The organism is Paenibacillus sp. FSL M7-1414 (genome assembly GCF_038003195.1).
Lineage (GTDB): Bacteria > Bacillota > Bacilli > Paenibacillales > Paenibacillaceae > Paenibacillus > Paenibacillus amylolyticus.
This window is the reverse complement of sequence record NZ_JBBOOS010000001.1, coordinates 1,082,371-1,099,921: the sequence shown is the minus strand read 5'-3', so window position 1 is coordinate 1,099,921 and position 17,551 is coordinate 1,082,371. Positions and strand designations below refer to the sequence as shown.

Genomic DNA, 17,551 nt, shown 5'->3' with positions numbered 1-17,551 from the left:
AAAGTTTCGGCATGGAAATGACATTCCCTGCATGAAGACTGTATATAGTTCAGTAATTTATTACACTTCGAACTGCAAGATTATTGTTAAGCAAATCTAAAAGGTGACTTGAATTATCTCAAGTCACCTTTTCTTTGAATATGTTTTATGCACCTTTAAACTCACCTAAATCTCTATCCCTTGTAAAAAGGGTTCCACCCTATGCCTTTGCCCGACGGCATCGCGCCAGGCACCCCATCCGCTTCAAGCAGCGGACGGACAACTAACTTCACGGGCCACTCCTTGCTCTCGAATATCGCATGAGCGAGCGCGGCCCGGTCGGATTCGGGAAGCTGCACATGTTGCAGCGCTTCCTTCCAAGCCTGCTCCGTGATCTCCCATAACTTCGTTTCCGGGATGTGATACACTTCGCTCAGTGCCTCCATGATCGCAGCCAGATTCACCTGCGTCCCCAGCGACTGCACATAGAAAATCAGCTTCTCAATCGTCTCGTTATACAGGCTGTTCGAGTAACCCGGGCGAATATGGTAGGCAGGGTCTGCAATACCATGCTTGTCCAGATAAGGCTGATGCAGACGCACGGAATCATGATCGCGGAACAATAGGCCTTTTACCTGATTATCCTTTAACACCAGACAACAGTTCTGACCATGAATCTCAGGTACGACGCCCACCTTGAACAGACGCATCACGATATCATAGAACGTCGTAGCTATGCTGGTATAGAACTCGAGAACATCCGTGCTGCTCAGGTTTTCCCCCAGAATTTCCGTTAATAGATGATGCCCTTCCAGGTTAACACCCAGTGCGGCCATTGGAATTACTTTGTAGGCTTCACCCAGCAACTCAGCGGGATACACACGAATCTGTGCAGCCAGATGCCGGGGATGATCATCGAACAGTCCCATGGATTCTGGCATGAAGCCCCACCAGTTCTGCTCTTCGCACATGAACACCTTTTCCTTCAACGTCTCGTCACAAGCAACGGCCTGTCGTAGCATCCGTTCTCCAACAAGACCATTCAGCAGCTTGACCACCGGAAGATAACGAGCAGCCCCCAGTGACAGCACACTAACCGGTAGCTTGAGCATCAGATTAGATTCGGTTGATGGAGCCATCGAGCGCAGAGAGGATGTTGCCTGTACGTCGCCCACTTCTATGTCCAATACGACAATACTGCCTTCTTCGATCTCCCCAGTGAAACGGGGCAGAATCACATGCTGCAATTGCCAAGGATGTACAGGCATCGGCAGATATTGTTCCAACGTGATTCCTTTTCGGGCAAACTCGGCTTCCACCATTCCGCGCTGAACATCGTCTAACACGTCCAAAATGGACAGCCCATCTTCACAACCTTGCTGCACGGCATCCAGTCGTATAGCAACCCATCGCAGCGAAATCGCCTTCCCGAATTCCGCTGCATAGCGTGTTACATCTTCTGCGTTGAATCCCACCTTGGCTTTGGACGATGGGTGAAATGGACGATCCCGCAATGCAGCAACACGTTCGCCTTTGATAAACCATTCATACGCAGAAGCCGGGACGTTAGCGGACAGATACTGGACTTGTTCCCAGCCCAAAGCATACTGCTCCACAGCAATGTCCAGACTAACCAGGAATTCCGCTACCCCAGGCTGCGCATAGGCCTTATCCGACAAAGCCCTCTGTAACACCGCACGTCCAACTTCTGCCGGAGTATCAAGGAGAACCCAGCTTCCATCAGTTTTCTCCTCGTAGATCGGTGAACCCTGAACCCACTGAGTCCCCTGTCTTACTCCTGTTTCAACCAGACAGAGTATACCTTGAGTGTGCAATCTATAGCGAGACGCTACATTATGATTATGCTCTTCGCTGTCATATCCCTTGTACAATCGACGGAACGGTGCAGGTGCTTCGGCAAAATCAATGAATGGGTGATCCTCCATTGGAAGCAATTGCTCCGACAAAAATGAATTCATCAGATCCGCCATAATCCGGCGTTCAGCGGCTTGCAGACTGGAACGCTTCATCAGTGTTGACATGATTATTGTCCTCCGTTAGATAATGGAATGCCGGGTGCGGATGCCCCAGAAAATCATGATGCGAGATGGTCCAGCAATAAGCCCCAGACTTTTCAAACAAAACAATATCTCCCACGCGCAGCAGTGCTACCTCCGCATCAGAATGCATGCGATCCTTAGGTGTGCATAGCTCACCTACGATATGGACTCGACGATCTCTTACCTCTGGACGGGCAAATGAATGCTTCCAACGGTCCGTCTCCATAATCTGGAACGGGTGGTTATGCCCCCATGAAGCAGGCAGACGATTGTGGTGCGTACCTCCTCTTAACACGGCAAAATACTGATCATGAGAGGTTTTGATATCCGTAACCTCTGCTGCGTAATATCCGTGGTCTGCCACCAGCAGCCGACCCGATTCAAAATACAACTCGCCTCCACATGAGGCAAGGCGCTGTCTGGCTTCACTTTGTTCCAGCAGGGAAGTGAATAAAGGCCAGTCGAATCCGGGGCTCCCATCATACGTCACGCCGAATCCGCCTCCTGCATTCACCACTTCCACAGGAAGATCATACTGTTGCTGCCACTGCTCCACCTTTTGCAAATACAGCTCGATCATCTCGGCGTGCAGCCTGGCGTCCATATTGTTGGACAAGGAATGAAAATGGAATCCACATAATCGAACCACACCCGCGCCTTCCACACGAATAAGTTCAATGGCTTCTTCCACTGCCTCTTCATCGATTCCAAAAGGACTCGGCCCACCGCCCATGACAATCTTCGTCCGGGGTAACGTACTGCTTCGCAGATTGATTCGGAGCAGAATGCGCACCTCCTGCGCTTGCTCCTGTTGTAGTTTGTGTTTCGGCTCATGTTCCTGCTTCTGTCCTTGATCCTGTTTTTGCTTCTGCTCTTTAATTAGTTCCTCGCCATACTCTTCCGCATATCTCTGCCCCGGCTTCAGTTCCCACTCTTGCTTCTGCCTGCTCCCCTGCACCTGATCATGCTCTTGATCCATCGCTCTCTCTTTCGCAATCGCAATGATGCGGCGCAACTCCAGCAAACTCTCTACATGGATGTAGCTCACGCCATGCTCAATGGCTAGCCTCAGTTCGCTCTCCTTTTTACCCGGACCTCCAAACAGAATCGGAACCTCGCGACTTACCGCTCTAACCTTGAGTAACTCTCCAATCGAAGCCACTTCAAAACCCTTCACCAATGGAAGCAATGCCTCAATGATTCGCGGATCAGGATTCGCCTTAATCGCGTAGAACAATTGTGTGTTCCCAGGCATGCTGCCCAACATCTGACGTACCTGTTCCTGAATGCCAGCCAGATCATAGACATACGCACATACCGGTTCTTCCATCCCTCGTTGCAGTTCATCTATCGTATGCCATACACTAGGTTTCATATCTGCCCACCCGCATTCCTGTAGTCATTCCGTTTTTGAGCATACGCCCGAAACGCTGTATTCCGATCATCACCAAGCACGTATATATGTACTCCCCGCTCAGCCCAGAGCGACATGTCATCCACACCTCTAGTGACCGTTGCATAAGGTACTTCGCACTGCTGGGCAGTAGCATGCAATTCATCCAGCGCACGTCTCACATCCGGGTGCTCTGTCTGCCATGGCACACCGAGAGATTGCGACAGATCAGCTGCCCCTTCCAATACAAAACTCACCTGTGGGTGAGATAGAATCTGTGCACTTTGCCGAACGCCCTCCGCACTTTCAATCATGGGGACAACCATCACTTGTTCGTTCGCTTCCCCAATGTATCCCGTGAGCGGATATTTCCCAAATACACCGGGACGACCGCTATTCAAGCTACGCATGCCAACCGGATGATAGTAGGCGTGACGAACCGCTTCCTCCACCTGCTCCAGTTGCTCGACATGCGGAATGACGATACCTTGTGCGCCACAGTCCAGCACTTTCAGAATCTCCACTCGCTCCACTTTCGAAATCCGAACCAACGGGGTTAGGCCCACCAGTTCCGCCGCACGAACCAACTCTTCCACCTGCTCCATGGATGTTGCGGCATGTTCCAGATCAATAATGACAAAATCATATTCCGCATGTCCGATCATCTCAATAATCACCGGGTGTGGTATAGATACAAAAAGACCGTAGACAGGCTGTTTACGTGCAATTTTTTCCTTCAGCGTGTTAATCCTCATTCGACGATTCCCTTTAATTCGGGTGTTCTCTTTGATTCAAGTGCATCCTTTGATACCTTGAGTGGATTGCTCGCCTTGCGGAAATATAACTCTCCATCCCCATACAGACGGCGCTTGGTCATCTCTTCAATCAGTGCATCTTCGGCAAAAAGGTCAAATGCAACGAACCGCTCTGCGTACTCCGGGTGCTCTCGCTGATAATCCACAATTACACCTGCGCACAGCTGCCAGAACGCTTCCTCCGACAACCCAAACTTCTCCAAAGCCAGCGCAATATCTGTCATGCAGATAAAAAAGAATGCATCATACGTATAGTCCCTGACTTCCGACACATCTCCAGCATAGATGAATGAATACCGATTGAACTTGCGATGGGTTTCCGGCTCCGGGTTCAGCTTCGGTGCCCGTTCCGGGTGTAACAGTTGATCCGGTACATAACGAACACCATCATGCAAATCCTTGATAATGATTCGTTTCGGCAGATCGTCTTCCAGTACCAAAATGATATTCTGGGCATGTGATTCCAGCGCAATCCCGTGTGCATAGAGCAGATGGATAATCGGCAGTGTAACTGTGCGAACAAGGGCCGCGCTCCACTTTTCCACACCATGTCGCTCTACAGCATCTTGGATAAACGGAACACCATCCGGCTGCACCAACATCAGCGCATTCAGAGGCCACGCCGTCTCGCCTTGCTTCAGGTGAACCGATACATTCTCCCGCCAGATGGCACCTAGTGTACCGTAGGCCCGTCCATACTGGGTTGCAGGCAACTGTTCATAACGGAATGACAGTCCCATGATTTCTTTCAAAATGCCAAACTGCACCTGCTGCAACAATTCATCTTCACGAACAAGTTCATCCAGCCAATCGCTGATCAGTGGCGCGTTCTGGGTCGTATGCTGTGCCAGAATACGTGTGCTCGATGTGTTGGTGATGCTGAGGGCCAGCTTGATGTAAGGGGCGTCCGGGTTCACCCGGTTCGACAGCGAACGGATGGACTGCTGCGCACGATAGGGCGAAGACGATGGACCAAGATACACGATGCCCCCATCCATCAACTGACGGGCATATACCGATTCCAACTGGTGCTCCCACTGCCACGGATGAACCGGAATGAATACATATCGATCACCCGCCTTAGAACCTATTTCCCCATCCACCTTGCTGTCTTTGCTACCAACGCTAGAGCCTATTAAGCTATCTTGAACAGCTGTTATTTCACCAACTTCGGCACTGCTCCCAAGCTGATCTGCACTCGCCGCATATGCGTTGACGTTCTCACCCGTGTCCTTATGACCTTGGTGTTGCAGGATCTGTTGAAATCGCTGCATATCCTCTGCGGTCAGATGTTGCCCCACCAGTTTTTCAGAGCTATATCCTGCGGATACAGCGGTCTGAGCAAATTCTTTTTTCACAGCAACCCAGACTAATGCAACCTTCGAGTTAAATTCAGGGCCATAGGCCAGATTGTCTTTCAAAGAAAATCCCAGCCTCGACTTATAACTCGGATGGTACAGATGACCGTCAGTCATGTGACTTTCGAGCGCATCATAATGCCGATCTTCATTCGGAATGTTCAAGGGTAATATTGCCCGGCACTGACTGTCCTTTGCCATCGTTTCGAGCAGTTCCTGGATAAAAGCCGTCACATTTGCACCCTTCAACGCGTTCAGCATGATTTCCTCCAAAAACAGATCCAGATCGGTGCAGGCTACGCCTTCCCTTTGAATCGAACCCTTCTTCACCTTCACCCGGCCGAACGAAAACTTTCGCTCCGCTTCACACGTGTACGCTACAGAATCGCCGGAAGATGTAAGTCCCTCGGTTCGCCATTCGCTCCCAATTACATGACTGTCTAGAATGCCTTCGAACCACATCGCCTCCAGCGTCTGCCGCATGATCCGTTCCTGTACACCCACGTATACTGCTTCTGTCCTGCCGCCTGCTTCAGCCCTGTATCCCACGACTCCCACGCACTTCACTCCCCATTCGTTTCATTACATTGCTCACCGGCACGTAGGCCGGGGTCTGGCTGATCCCCCTTAGACAACTCGCCAAATTTTGTTTGGCCAGAAATGCATCCGTTGTCAGCAGATATTGCACATATGCATTGCCCGTTCGTTCCAGTTCCTCCACAAGGACCTCACGTACCTGTTTCCAGAAATGCTCCTCCGGGACGTTCACATCTCGCGCCATCGCATGAATCAAAGACCCCAGATGATTGACGATAAAATAGTACGATGTCCGCGCCCAGGCTTTCTCTCGCGAATAAAATAATAAATCGGACGCAGCACGATCCTGCTCACGGATAAGTTCCTCATCCACACTGACCCCTTCCAGATCGCGGACGATAAAAGCCACAGGCAACCCATCCTCCAATGTGACAAGTGTATTCTGCAAATGGGCTTCAAAATGAATACCTTTCTCTCCCGCCGCCCGTACAATCGGCAGCAGCGAACATGCCAGATATCGTTCCAGCCAACGCTCGGCAATGTCACGTCCACCACCCAGCATCGTCATCAACCTAGAACGCATCCCGGGAAGTGGTGCTTCAACCAGACTGGATAAGACATACGTATTCTCAACATCAAACTCAATGGGCCGATAAGCTATCGTAAACAGACTGGTTAACTCTTCATCTTCAAAAGCACAAGTCGCTACACCCGTCTCATACGCAATATGTGTGTTCGGTTCAGCACCGAAGCAGTCATGCTGCCTGACGTACTTGGAGGCATCCAGTGTTCTGCGCATCTGCTCAGCACTGTTGGTGCGAATCATGTTGGTGATCTGCATGTTCAGTGACAGCTTGATATTGCAGTTCCATTCGGGAACATAAACTGTACGGACCGAAGAGGTTGGATAGACGGTTGGCCCCGCACTACCGAGTAGGATTAATTTTTCATCTCGAATATAGTGCTGTACCTCGGACAATCGTGATATGTATGCGTATTGCCATGGATGGACAGGCAGCAGCCCATACATTTCACTCTTTTCTTTTAAAATAGGCTCCACATGGCTCCGCAGGAGGTCTTGCAAATCCATTGCCGCCTCGTTATGGACCCATTCCTGCACGTAGACATCCTGCCTCACGGCGATATAACAGAGTTGAAATGATGTCCTTAACTCCGGACTGTACTTCTGCACATCACCCTCGCTGAAGCCTTTGGAGTTCTTCGGAAACGGATGGAACGGATGACCATACAACAGTGACTGTTCAGATGTGCGATAGTCATGGATGTCGAGACCGGCTGCTTGTTCGATATACAACGTAAGGTTACCGACACTGTTATCTACCTTTTGTGCAAAATCTTTGGCATACGTCGCATCTACACGATTCGTATTCTCGCCCTTTGGATGTGCAATATCCACCTCAAGTGAACGCTTCATTTCCATCACACTTTTCTTCATTCCATGTTGATCCGAACTCGCTCCCTGTTCCCCATTTCCGCTTAGCTCAGATGTGATCCAACGAACCAGGTCGCCATAATGCACCGCTTCCCCGCCAGATTCCATGCTGAGGTATTCATGCTCCCCTATGACAGAGTAATAAGACAAGCGTCCTGTCACCTTCACCCTACTGGCTTGAAAAGCAACAGTGTACGTCAGCGTGTTCGGATTGATCCGAATATCGCTTTCCTTCTCTAGCGCAAGCTCACGGATGTAACAGTTCAACAGCAGTTTGCACGAATGTTCGTGGGCCTGCTGCTCAGCCTCAGACCGGAGCTTGTTTTCCATCTCGAACAATGATGCCAACCTTCTTTCGGGTTATAAGTAAGACCAAGGGAAGTGTAAGCAGTATGGCGCAGCCAAGTCCGATACAGATCTCTTTGAGAGCTCCCCATTTTGCCATCTCCATGGACGTTCCTGCCCCGGCAAGCCATTGCCAACGCATATCGTAATACAAGGTCAAGCCCATCACCGCAAACGAAGAAGCAAGACGCTCAATCGTGGTTGATAACACCGACCCTTCGTGCATGTCTTCGTCTGGTAATGCTTGCAGACCAATTGCAGAGATGCTCATGCCTGACAGACCAACGCCGACTCCCCGACACGCCATGAGTATACCGATAATCCAGATCGATGCTCCCATCGGCAGAACCGCAAACGACAAGATCGATATCGATACCAGCAACGTCCCCCATGCGATAAAATGTATGGACCGACCGCGATCCAACAAGCTGCCGCCAATCCACATGAACAGACTTGTACAGATCGACAAGGGAATGAACAACGCACCGGACAGGGCCGGCGACAGGTGGAAGACATCCTGGAACAATAACGGCAACGCAAAGATCACGCCAAACATGACACAATCTTGAATCGTCGAGATCAATACGGTCAGCGGAAAGACGGCATTACGTCGCAGCAACTGGTACCGGATCAGTGGTTCCTTGCGACCGTTCTCGGTCTGGACAAAACGAATGAGCAGCACCACACCGAGCGCAATCAGCAGCCAAGGTACCCATACTGCCACGACAGGACTTGCGTACAACTGTACTCCCAGACTAAGGGCACCTACCGCGCAGATCAGCATCATGACACTGGTTGGATGCCATTTTTTCCTACGAGCAGGGATATAGGTCTGAATGACTCGACCGCACCCGATGAACGAGAATATAGCCAGCGGCACATTAAGCCAGAACAACATTTCAAGCCGTCCATACTGAATGATGAAACCACCCAGTGTTGGACCGGCAGCCGGAGCGAGCATAAGCAGCAAGCCCCACGCTCCGGTAATTCGCCCTCGTACCTCCGGTCCGTATACATCAAACAACAGCACAAGTGATAACGGAATCATCAGCCCCGCGGCAACGCCATGCATGAAACGAACCAGCAAGAGTACTTCAATAGAGTGATAAAACAACGCACCTGCTACCGAGAACAGTCCATAGATACTGATGCCCAACATATACGTCTGCTTACGCCCTAGTCGGTCCACAATCAGGGAAGCCAGCGGCATCGTTAACGTCATAGCCAGCATGTACAGCGCGATAATCCACCCGCCTGCTGTCGTAGAGATCTGATAATATTGCACAAAATAAGGCAGCAGCAGGTTAAATGCACTGTTGGTCAGTACCAGCGAAAAGGCACCGATCAGAATCGCGAGTAATACTGCATGCCTCTTCATCAGGGAAAGCTTCAGCATGCGGCTGTTGCTAAGGCAATCGCTTCAGCTACCGATTTCTCAAAGATCGCAAGGATTGCACCCGATTCTTGCTCCGTAATATTCAGCGGCGGCAAAAAACGAACAACCGCTGAATGACGCCCGCCCAGTTCTACAATTAATCCATTCTTGAAACATTCACGCTGAATAGACTCAGCCAGCGCACCATTAGGCAGATAATGTCCCAGACGATCTTTGCGTCCCATTGGATCAACCACCTCAACGCCAATCATCAGTCCTCTGCCTCGCACATCACCAATCTCTGCATACCGCTCTTTCATTGCATTCAGTTGATTCATGAACTGCTCACTGCGCAGATGCACATTGTTCAAAACATCCTGCTCCCGAATATAACGAAGTGTAGCAAGTCCCGCTGCCATGGCCAGCTGATTGCCACGGAACGTACCTGTGTGTGCACCAGGCTGCCATCGATCCAGCTCCTCCTTATAGATGACGACAGACATCGGCAGACTTCCGCCAACCGCTTTGGAGCAGATGATTACATCAGGTACAATCCCGGCATGTTCAAACGAAAACATTCGTCCTGTCCGTCCAATGCCTGTCTGCACTTCGTCGATGATAAGTGGAATGCTTCGCTCTGCCGTGATTCGGCGCAGCTCCCTCAGCCATTCGATATCTGCCGGAATGGCTCCACCTTCACCCTGCACCGTCTCCACAATGACCCCACACGGTGCCGCAATACCGCTCTCGCAATCATCGAGCAAGTTCTCGATATACTGTGCGCTTAACCGGGCCGTCATGCCTTCACCAACACCAAATGGGCAGCGGTACTCATAAGGAAAAGGCAGGAAATGAACATCGGGCAGCAGGCTTTGCAGATGTTGTTTCTTGCTCAGGTTGCCACTCATCGACATTGTCGCTTGGGTCGAACCGTGATAACCTCCCTGAAAGGCAAGAATAGACTTGCCACCTGTTGCATGTTTGACCAGCTTAATGGCTGCTTCAACTGCATCGGCCCCCGTTGGACCACAGAACTGGATTTTGGCTTTGTCTCGCATCTCTGCCGGAAGAATGGAGAATAGTTCTTGCATATATGAAAGCTTCAGCGGTGTTGCCAGATCCAGTGTATGAAGCGGAATCTGCTGATCCAGAACATCGCGAATGGCGTTGACCACCGTGTCATGGTTATGCCCCAGCGCCAATGTTCCTGCCCCAGCCAGGCAGTCGTAGAATACGCGGCCTTCCGTATCGGTAATCTTCACCCCATGGGCCTTGTTAATGACAAGCGGGAAATGTCTCGGGTACGATCTTGCATTGGATTCCTTCTCATTTTGCATCTTCAGATATTCCGTCTGCACCTCTACTGACATAGCCCTCTAACGCTCCTTATAATCGATTCAGGCTGAACCTGCTGCCTGTGATTCTTGTTCTACATTTTGCATATGGCCTGGTATTGGTTCAAAATCATGGTGAGGTCCAAATTAAATGATGGTATCCGTTATCTGTTATCCGTCATATATTGTCATCTATACGTTGTTATAAGCTATATTCATTTATATTCAAGTTGCTCCTGACACAGGTATTCCAGGTATAACCGAACCACATCACGAGTTGTTCCACCATGGGGAAAGACGTGGTGTGTCAGATCTGGCAAGGCGTTCACTTCCAGGATGCCTCCCAGATCTCTGGAGATCGGGGTGCGTATATCACGACAACGAACATCGACTCCTGCTACATCGATCTGAAGAGTCTTTGCCGCCTGAATGATCATTCGGGCATTTTCGGGATGAATGATTTCGGTACAATCCTCGTAGAATTCACTGATTTTTCCGGCGGCAGAATTGCGGAGATTGTATAACTCGATTTCTTTTCCCGCGGCAGGAACTTCATCCAGTGTTGTCCCTTGTGCATGTAATACCTCCAGCAGTCGTTCCGTTTCTGCATTAACCTCGGGAAAAGCCTCATACTCGCCAATGGGTGTCATCTCGATTCGTTCCTGATTCAACTGCTCAATTAACGCCCGAACGGTTGAAGTTCCGTCTCCCTCAACATAGACAGGCCGATACTGGTTCACAGCCACCACTTCTCCGTTAATGATCAGCACTCTGTAATCAATCCCGGTCACATATTGCTGTAACATAATGCTGCTGCCGTGGACACTCGCAAGATGAATGGCTGCCTCCAGTTCTTCTTCAGTACGCACATCCAGCGTCACGCCCATGCTGCTGCTCGCATCCAGCGGTTTCACTACAATGGAGCCGTATCTATTCAGAAAAGCTACTGCTTCGCTTCCCATCTCTGGAATCACGATAAATGACGGTACAGGCATGCCCTGTTCATGCAACAACATATTACATGCCTGCTTGTTCTTCGCGAGCAATCCAGCGATTAACGGCAGACGATGAGATCTGGTTTTGTTAATGATGATCTCTTGTTCCCCTACAGACAGCTTCAGAAAATCTTCGCATCTCTCAAGAAGTGGCTCACAGGTGATGCCCATTTCTCTCGCTTTGCTTATAATGAGTCGGTTTTGCAGATTATGAATCCCTTTCGGAAACACTGAAAATCCTCCTCGATCGAATGAAGGTACTCGCTCCTATATAAGTTGAATACTGTTTTTACACGAAATCACTGCGCGGTCAGAACCATCTTCCGATCGCTGTTATCCCCAGATTTTTTTGAATCCCTTATACAAAGGGGAAATCCGGTGATAAAGGCGCAGCTTATGCTTCCGATGCAGCTTTCTTGCAGAAAACTTGTAGCTCCGCTTCTTCAGATCTGTTCTGCTCCCTCCATTAACGTGTGAAATTTGAATTCAACTTATATTGCTCATACGTTCATCAATTTTTATTGTAATTTAATATTGATAATGATTATCAATATCATATAAAATCTATTTTATGGCAATTCGAGTTATATTGTCAATAATAAACTTCTAAGGAAAAATAAGATTAAATTTAGTGTGGGTTTGAGTCGATGCAGGTATGCTTTTATCGAATAATAGGCACAACAAACCGGGCAAGCCTGGGACATTGTTTTACCAACGGCTTGCCTAATTTGTCATCTGCATGATCATACAATGGAGTTGATATGGAGTTTTGAATAACTATTAAACGAATCAAAAACGGACTTTTTGACCCTCAAGCCAGTTGTGTATAACGCTGTTCTCCATTCAGCTTCCTCCCTCTTCCATGTGGGATGCAAGTTGGTGTGCCGAACAGTGGATCGACCGCGATCTCACACTCCATCTGGAAAACCTTACGGACCATCTCCTGTGTGACGATATCCTCCGGTTTACCTTCCGCGTAGATGGACTTGTTGTGAACAGCCACAATGTGATGCGCATACCGACATGCCAGATTCAGATCATGAAGTACCATAACAATCGTGCGACCTTCCCGTTCGTTCAACTCGAACAATAGATCGAGGATATCAATCTGATGTGTCATATCCAGATAGGTTGTAGGTTCATCCAACAGCAGCGTTTCGGTACCCTGCGCGAGCGTCATTGCAATCCAGGCACGCTGACGCTGTCCACCAGACAGTGCATCCACAGGCCGATCCGCGAGTTCTGTCAGATGTGTGGACTCCAGTGCCAGCTTGACCATACGCTCATCCTCTCGTGACCATTGCTTCAGCCATGTTTGATGTGGATAACGTCCTTGCTTAACCAGTTGGTTCACTGTCAAGCCTTCCGGAGCGGTCGGGCCCTGTGGCAGGATGGACATGCGTCTTGAAATTTCCTTGGTTGGCAGCTTTGCAATCTCTTCGCCATCCAGCAGCACCGAACCGGAACTGGATTTCAGCAACCGGGCCATCGTACGCAGCAGCGTAGATTTACCACAGCCGTTGCTGCCAATCAGGACGGTAATCTGTCCCTTGGGAATGATCAGGTTTAAATTTTCAATAATGGGATCTGCTCCATAGGAGATCGTAAGCTCCTTGGCTTCCAGAATACTCACAGCTCTCTCCTCCTCAAAACTGATTTCGATTCTTGAACAATAGATACAGGAAAAATGGTGCGCCTACGCCTGCGGTGAATACCCCTGCGGGTACATCCAGCGGTAGAAAGGCAGTGCGGGCAATCAGATCTGCCACAAATACAAGCAGAGCACCAACCAGTCCAGACACAATCAACATACTGCCAAACATCCGGCCGACCAGCTTCCGGGCAATATGTGGAGCGATCAGACCAACAAAACCAATGGTTCCGGCAACCGCAACGGCGATTCCCGCCAGCAGTACACTGCATAACAACAACGCTGAACGATGCCGCTGTACAGTTACACCTAACCCTGTGGCCAGATCATCTCCGAACTCCTGTGCATTCAGGCTACGGGCGAACCAGATCGCCAGCGGTATAACAATTACGATAACCGGTAAAATCGTTTGGACATCGGTCCACGATGCTCCGTATATACTTCCTGTCAGCCAGATATAGGCTTGACCTGCCGTGTAGAACGGACTCAGGATCAGCATAAAGGTCGTTCCGGCCCCGGTAATGGCTGACACTCCAATTCCAATCAACACCAGGCGGATCGGACTGACTCCCTTTTTCCAGGCAAGCACGTAGATGATTAATACCGTCACAATTGCGCCAGCGATGGCGAACAATGGCAACAACTTGATACTTACCGCTCCACCTAACAGCGTAACAAAACCTACAGCTGCAACGGCCGCGCCGCCGGTGATACCGATGACATCCGGTGAGGCCAGCGGATTACGGATAATGCCTTGCAGGAGTGCGCCTGACATACCGAGGGCTGCTCCTACGAGCAGGGATAATAACACTCGTGGCAGTCTTAAGGTCAGCACGACGAAGTCATGCTCCCCTGCATTCAGACCAAATATCGTTCTGAGCACATCCAGCGGAGAAATAAAGTCACTGCCCACACTGGTACCAACAACCCCTGCCACTAGGAACAGAAGGATACATATGCCGATGACAAACAATGATTTTCGTTCCATTTGCACTGAGACAGTGTCTTTTTTGTTGCGGAAAGTCAACAGCTTCCTCATATCTTCGTCACCCCCTTGCGGGCAATATACACGAAGAAGGGTCCGCCAATCAGTGCAGTCATGACACCGAGTGGAACTTCCTGCGGCATGATCACCAACCTTGCAATCACATCCGCGGACAGCAGCAGAATCGCTCCCCCTACAATAGAGTAAGGAACGAGCCAGCGGTAATCATTGCCCACCAGTGCACGCATGATATGCGGGACAACCAGACCGACAAGACCGATTGAACCGGCTACTGCAACCGAACCACCCGCGAGCAACACCGTAACAATTCCCATGAGCACCTTGACTAGAAGTACATTCTGTCCCATGCCTTTGGCGATATCGTCACCCGTCAACAGCAGATTGATGGCTCTACCCATGAACAAAGAGACAATCGCTGCGGCTGTCATGTACGGCAGAACAGGATATAACATATCCAACGTCCGTCCACTTACTGAACCGGCAAGCCAGAACAGTACATCCTGCAATCCGGTTCCATCGAGCACCAGAATGGCCTGTGTGAACGAGGCAAATAACGCGGAGATTGCCGTCCCCGCCAGTACAATTTTGATCGGTGTCAGGCCATCACGACCGAGGGAACCTAGCCCATATACAATTGCCGCGGCTACAGCAGCCCCTGCAAAACCAAACCACATCATGGTGGTTAGCGAGGATACGGACAATACAACAATGGCAATAACAATAAAAAAGATCGCACCTGCATTGATCCCGAACACACTTGGTGATGCCAGCGGGTTACGTGTCAATGCCTGCATCAGCCCACCCGCCACGGCCAAACTTGCTCCCACAACAGCAGCAATAACCGTACGTGGCAACCGTTCCGTCAGCAGAACCACATGTTCCACAGAACTCTCGTCATAGAATTGCAGTGCTTCCCATGCCATCTGAAACGTGATATGCGTACGTCCCAGAATCATACTGGCTAGGCAAGTAAGTAGAAGTATTATGAATAAACCAACCAGTCCATAGATCTTGGCACTTGCCTTTGTAAAAAGGGGAAACATACTCTCACTCTTTCATCTGTAAAATGATAAAAGACCTGCCTGCCCATACACTTCGTTAACGAATGTTCTGGTGCATGGCAGGTCCTGCTCCTGTTAGTTAGTTCAGGTTGAACTGCTTATATAGATCGTCCAGCATCATGTTGGCCGATGTGTATCCACCTGCCATGTTCCAGGCCACTTCATCGACCTGAACCAGTTGGTTGTTCTTAACAGCATCAAGGTTTTTCCACAGTGGACTGCTGGTCCAATCATCATAATTTTTCTGAATGGCATCTGTTTCTGTGCCTGAATTGAAGTTGAAGATCATGTCTGCATTCATATCTGGAATGTTTTCTTTGGAAGTCAATTCAACGCCCCATGTGTCTGCGTCATGTCCGGCGGGTCTGGTGAACCCAAGTTCATTCAGAATCTTACCTGCATATCCCATGTAGAAAATACGAACTTGATCGGCTCTAAAGTTCGTGATGGTTGCTTCAATTGGCAGACGATTCCCCATTTTCTCTTTGAAATCAGCTACACGGCCATCCCAATCAGACAACAGTTTATCCGATTGCTCAACCATATTCATCGCTTCTCCAACAGTTTTCACTGTTTCTTTCCAGTCAAACAGCGTCTCCGTCACTACCGTTGGTGCGATCTGGGACAATTGCTCATAGATCTCTTCATGTCTGATCTTCGTAGCAATAATCAAGTCGGGTTTCAACTTGTTGATCTCTTCCAGATTGGGCTGCGATTCCTGTCCTACTTGTGGAACTCCGCCCAGATCTGCTCTTAGATATTCATATATCGGCTGTTGAACCCATGATTCCACCACGCCTGTCGGTTTCACGCCAAGTGCAACAACGACATCATTCGCACCCTGGAACAGTGTCACGATCTTTTGCGGGGTTCCCTTGATTGTGGTTTCACCCATGGCATGTTTGATCACTCGGGTCTGATCTTCAGTCGAACTGGCAGTTGTATCACTTTCATTATTGCTCTCATTGCTGCTTGCAGCTTGGCTGGATGTATTCGTTGTCTCAACACTTCCACCCGAAGCACAGCCAGCAAGTAGTGAAATCATCAGAATAAGTGCTGCATAAATGTATAGCTTTTTCTTTACTTTATACATGAAATCTGTCTCCCCTTTTTTATCTAAATGATATTGAATCTCATTATCAATTGTATTGTAATGGAGATGAAATCATTATACAAGCATTTTATTTGGAAAAACTTCTCACTCCCTATCGAACTCTGTAACTTCATAAAACAACATTAAATAAAGATATATTAACTAAACCAATACAATATATATCGATACAATACGCCTCCACATAAACCATATATGTAAATTTTTTCTCTGTAACTTAACATGCACATTTCTCTTCTAACTTCTAGCTTCATCTAATACATGTCCTTTTTGCTAGTGAATCATTATTCATTCATATGCGTTTGACTGATGAATTTACTGTAAAACAATTCCTGTAATTTCTTGTTGTACTATGTTAGATTATCCATTGGAATAAAATCACATCTATAGATAGGGGATATTAACACGTGAAGAAATCATGGGTACTATCAATCATTATGAGTTTTGTCTTGCTCGGCGGGGTGTTCGCACCTGTAGGGTCCTATGCCGCTGCTGCGGATGACTCAACCACTACATATTCGGAAGACGAATACTATGAAGAAATTGACACGTCAGAACAAGAACCGATCCCTACAGTCGAAGAAGAAGATTTCCTCAACTACCTTGATCAGTTAGATATGGCATCGGTATATGAGGAGAGAGCCTTCAATGCTTTGGGAGGTGGATTTTACATTACATCATCCAATCGCAAGTCCGTTTTCCTGAAACTGACCAATACAGCGATTCCTAACTACACCAAATATGTATCCAAGCTGAAGATGATCAAACCGCAAAATGCGGAATTGCAAAAAATCCATGCCAACTTGATCAAAGGTAGCTATACACAGCTGGAAGGATTCCAACTCGCTAAAAAATCTGTCTCCAAAACAACGGTAAACAGCGCTGTCCTGAAACAAGCCAATGCCAAAATTGCTACCGGCAAGAAAAATATCGAGAAATTTCACAAAGAATTCTCTGCATACGCCAATAAACTTGGATTTGATTTATAAAAACAGTAATTGCAGATATGCGTCCTACATTTCGAATAAAACAATTTGAAATTTAAGGAAAAAAAGTGTTTTCTTTTGCTGCGTTAGTT

Annotated in this window: 13 protein-coding genes; 1 reads left to right on the top strand and 12 read right to left on the bottom strand. The window is 48.7% G+C overall.

Going from position 1 to position 17,551, the window contains the following annotated elements; all coding sequences use genetic code 11:
• Positions 1-173 precede the first annotated feature (173 nt).
• From MHH92_RS04920 to MHH92_RS04865, 12 genes are all read right to left on the bottom strand, one after another.
• Positions 174-2,021 (bottom strand): IucA/IucC family protein, encoded by a 1,848-nt coding sequence (locus tag MHH92_RS04920; RefSeq protein WP_340902361.1) that lies wholly within the window; start codon positions 2,019-2,021, stop codon positions 174-176.
• Entirely contained in the window at positions 1,981-3,414 is a 1,434-nt protein-coding gene (locus tag MHH92_RS04915) for a type III PLP-dependent enzyme (protein WP_340902359.1), read from the bottom strand. Before MHH92_RS04915 ends, MHH92_RS04920 begins: the two co-directional genes overlap by 41 nt.
• On the bottom strand, positions 3,411-4,187 hold the full coding sequence (locus tag MHH92_RS04910; protein ID WP_340902358.1) for an HpcH/HpaI aldolase family protein: 777 nt from the start codon (positions 4,185-4,187) through the stop codon (positions 3,411-3,413). The genes MHH92_RS04915 and MHH92_RS04910 overlap by 4 nt, the downstream gene beginning before the upstream one ends.
• Positions 4,184-6,163 (bottom strand): IucA/IucC family protein, encoded by a 1,980-nt coding sequence (locus MHH92_RS04905; RefSeq protein WP_340902356.1) that lies wholly within the window; start codon positions 6,161-6,163, stop codon positions 4,184-4,186. Before MHH92_RS04905 ends, MHH92_RS04910 begins: the two co-directional genes overlap by 4 nt.
• Positions 6,138-7,925 carry an IucA/IucC family protein gene (locus tag MHH92_RS04900; RefSeq protein ID WP_339189608.1) on the bottom strand — a complete coding sequence of 596 codons (1,788 nt, stop codon included), beginning with the start codon at positions 7,923-7,925 and terminating at the stop codon, positions 6,138-6,140. Before MHH92_RS04900 ends, MHH92_RS04905 begins: the two co-directional genes overlap by 26 nt.
• Positions 7,903-9,318, bottom strand: coding sequence for an MFS transporter (locus MHH92_RS04895; protein ID WP_340902355.1), 1,416 nt, complete (start codon positions 9,316-9,318; stop codon positions 7,903-7,905). The genes MHH92_RS04900 and MHH92_RS04895 overlap by 23 nt, the downstream gene beginning before the upstream one ends.
• Before the next feature lie 11 nt (positions 9,319-9,329).
• Positions 9,330-10,685 carry a diaminobutyrate--2-oxoglutarate transaminase gene (locus tag MHH92_RS04890; RefSeq protein ID WP_340902353.1) on the bottom strand — a complete coding sequence of 452 codons (1,356 nt, stop codon included), beginning with the start codon at positions 10,683-10,685 and terminating at the stop codon, positions 9,330-9,332.
• 179 nt (positions 10,686-10,864) lie between these two features.
• On the bottom strand, positions 10,865-11,875 hold the full coding sequence (locus tag MHH92_RS04885) for a hypothetical protein (RefSeq protein WP_340902351.1): 1,011 nt from the start codon (positions 11,873-11,875) through the stop codon (positions 10,865-10,867).
• A 580-nt stretch (positions 11,876-12,455) separates the two neighbouring features.
• Positions 12,456-13,277 carry an ABC transporter ATP-binding protein gene (locus MHH92_RS04880; protein ID WP_340902349.1) on the bottom strand — a complete coding sequence of 274 codons (822 nt, stop codon included), beginning with the start codon at positions 13,275-13,277 and terminating at the stop codon, positions 12,456-12,458.
• Positions 13,278-13,290: 13 nt separating this feature from the next.
• On the bottom strand, positions 13,291-14,334 hold the full coding sequence (locus MHH92_RS04875) for a FecCD family ABC transporter permease (RefSeq protein ID WP_340902347.1): 1,044 nt from the start codon (positions 14,332-14,334) through the stop codon (positions 13,291-13,293).
• Positions 14,331-15,344 (bottom strand): FecCD family ABC transporter permease, encoded by a 1,014-nt coding sequence (locus MHH92_RS04870; RefSeq protein WP_340902346.1) that lies wholly within the window; start codon positions 15,342-15,344, stop codon positions 14,331-14,333. The genes MHH92_RS04875 and MHH92_RS04870 overlap by 4 nt, the downstream gene beginning before the upstream one ends.
• Before the next feature lie 97 nt (positions 15,345-15,441).
• A complete protein-coding gene (locus tag MHH92_RS04865) occupies positions 15,442-16,455 on the bottom strand; it encodes an ABC transporter substrate-binding protein (RefSeq protein ID WP_340902344.1) in 1,014 nt (337 codons plus the stop codon).
• A gap of 425 nt (positions 16,456-16,880) precedes the next feature.
• Here MHH92_RS04865 and MHH92_RS04860 point away from each other — a divergent pair, with 425 nt between their 5' ends.
• Positions 16,881-17,462, top strand: a complete 582-nt coding sequence (locus MHH92_RS04860; protein WP_340902342.1) for a hypothetical protein — start codon at positions 16,881-16,883, stop codon at positions 17,460-17,462.
• The last annotated feature ends 89 nt before the right edge of the window (positions 17,463-17,551 follow it).

What these genes read in the sequence shown, in the direction of transcription:
- MHH92_RS04920 (WP_340902361.1), bottom strand. Translation starts at nt 2,021, where the DNA reads ATGTCAACACTGATGAAGCGTTCCAGTCTGCAAGCCGCTGAACGCCGG.
- MHH92_RS04915 (WP_340902359.1), bottom strand. Translation starts at nt 3,414, where the DNA reads ATGAAACCTAGTGTATGGCATACGATAGATGAACTGCAACGAGGGATG.
- MHH92_RS04910 (WP_340902358.1), bottom strand. Translation starts at nt 4,187, where the DNA reads ATGAGGATTAACACGCTGAAGGAAAAAATTGCACGTAAACAGCCTGTC.
- MHH92_RS04900 (WP_339189608.1), bottom strand. Translation starts at nt 7,925, where the DNA reads ATGGAAAACAAGCTCCGGTCTGAGGCTGAGCAGCAGGCCCACGAACAT.
- MHH92_RS04895 (WP_340902355.1), bottom strand. Translation starts at nt 9,318, where the DNA reads ATGAAGAGGCATGCAGTATTACTCGCGATTCTGATCGGTGCCTTTTCG.
- MHH92_RS04890 (WP_340902353.1), bottom strand. Translation starts at nt 10,685, where the DNA reads ATGTCAGTAGAGGTGCAGACGGAATATCTGAAGATGCAAAATGAGAAG.
- MHH92_RS04875 (WP_340902347.1), bottom strand. Translation starts at nt 14,334, where the DNA reads ATGAGGAAGCTGTTGACTTTCCGCAACAAAAAAGACACTGTCTCAGTG.
- MHH92_RS04870 (WP_340902346.1), bottom strand. Translation starts at nt 15,344, where the DNA reads ATGTTTCCCCTTTTTACAAAGGCAAGTGCCAAGATCTATGGACTGGTT.
- MHH92_RS04865 (WP_340902344.1), bottom strand. Translation starts at nt 16,455, where the DNA reads ATGTATAAAGTAAAGAAAAAGCTATACATTTATGCAGCACTTATTCTG.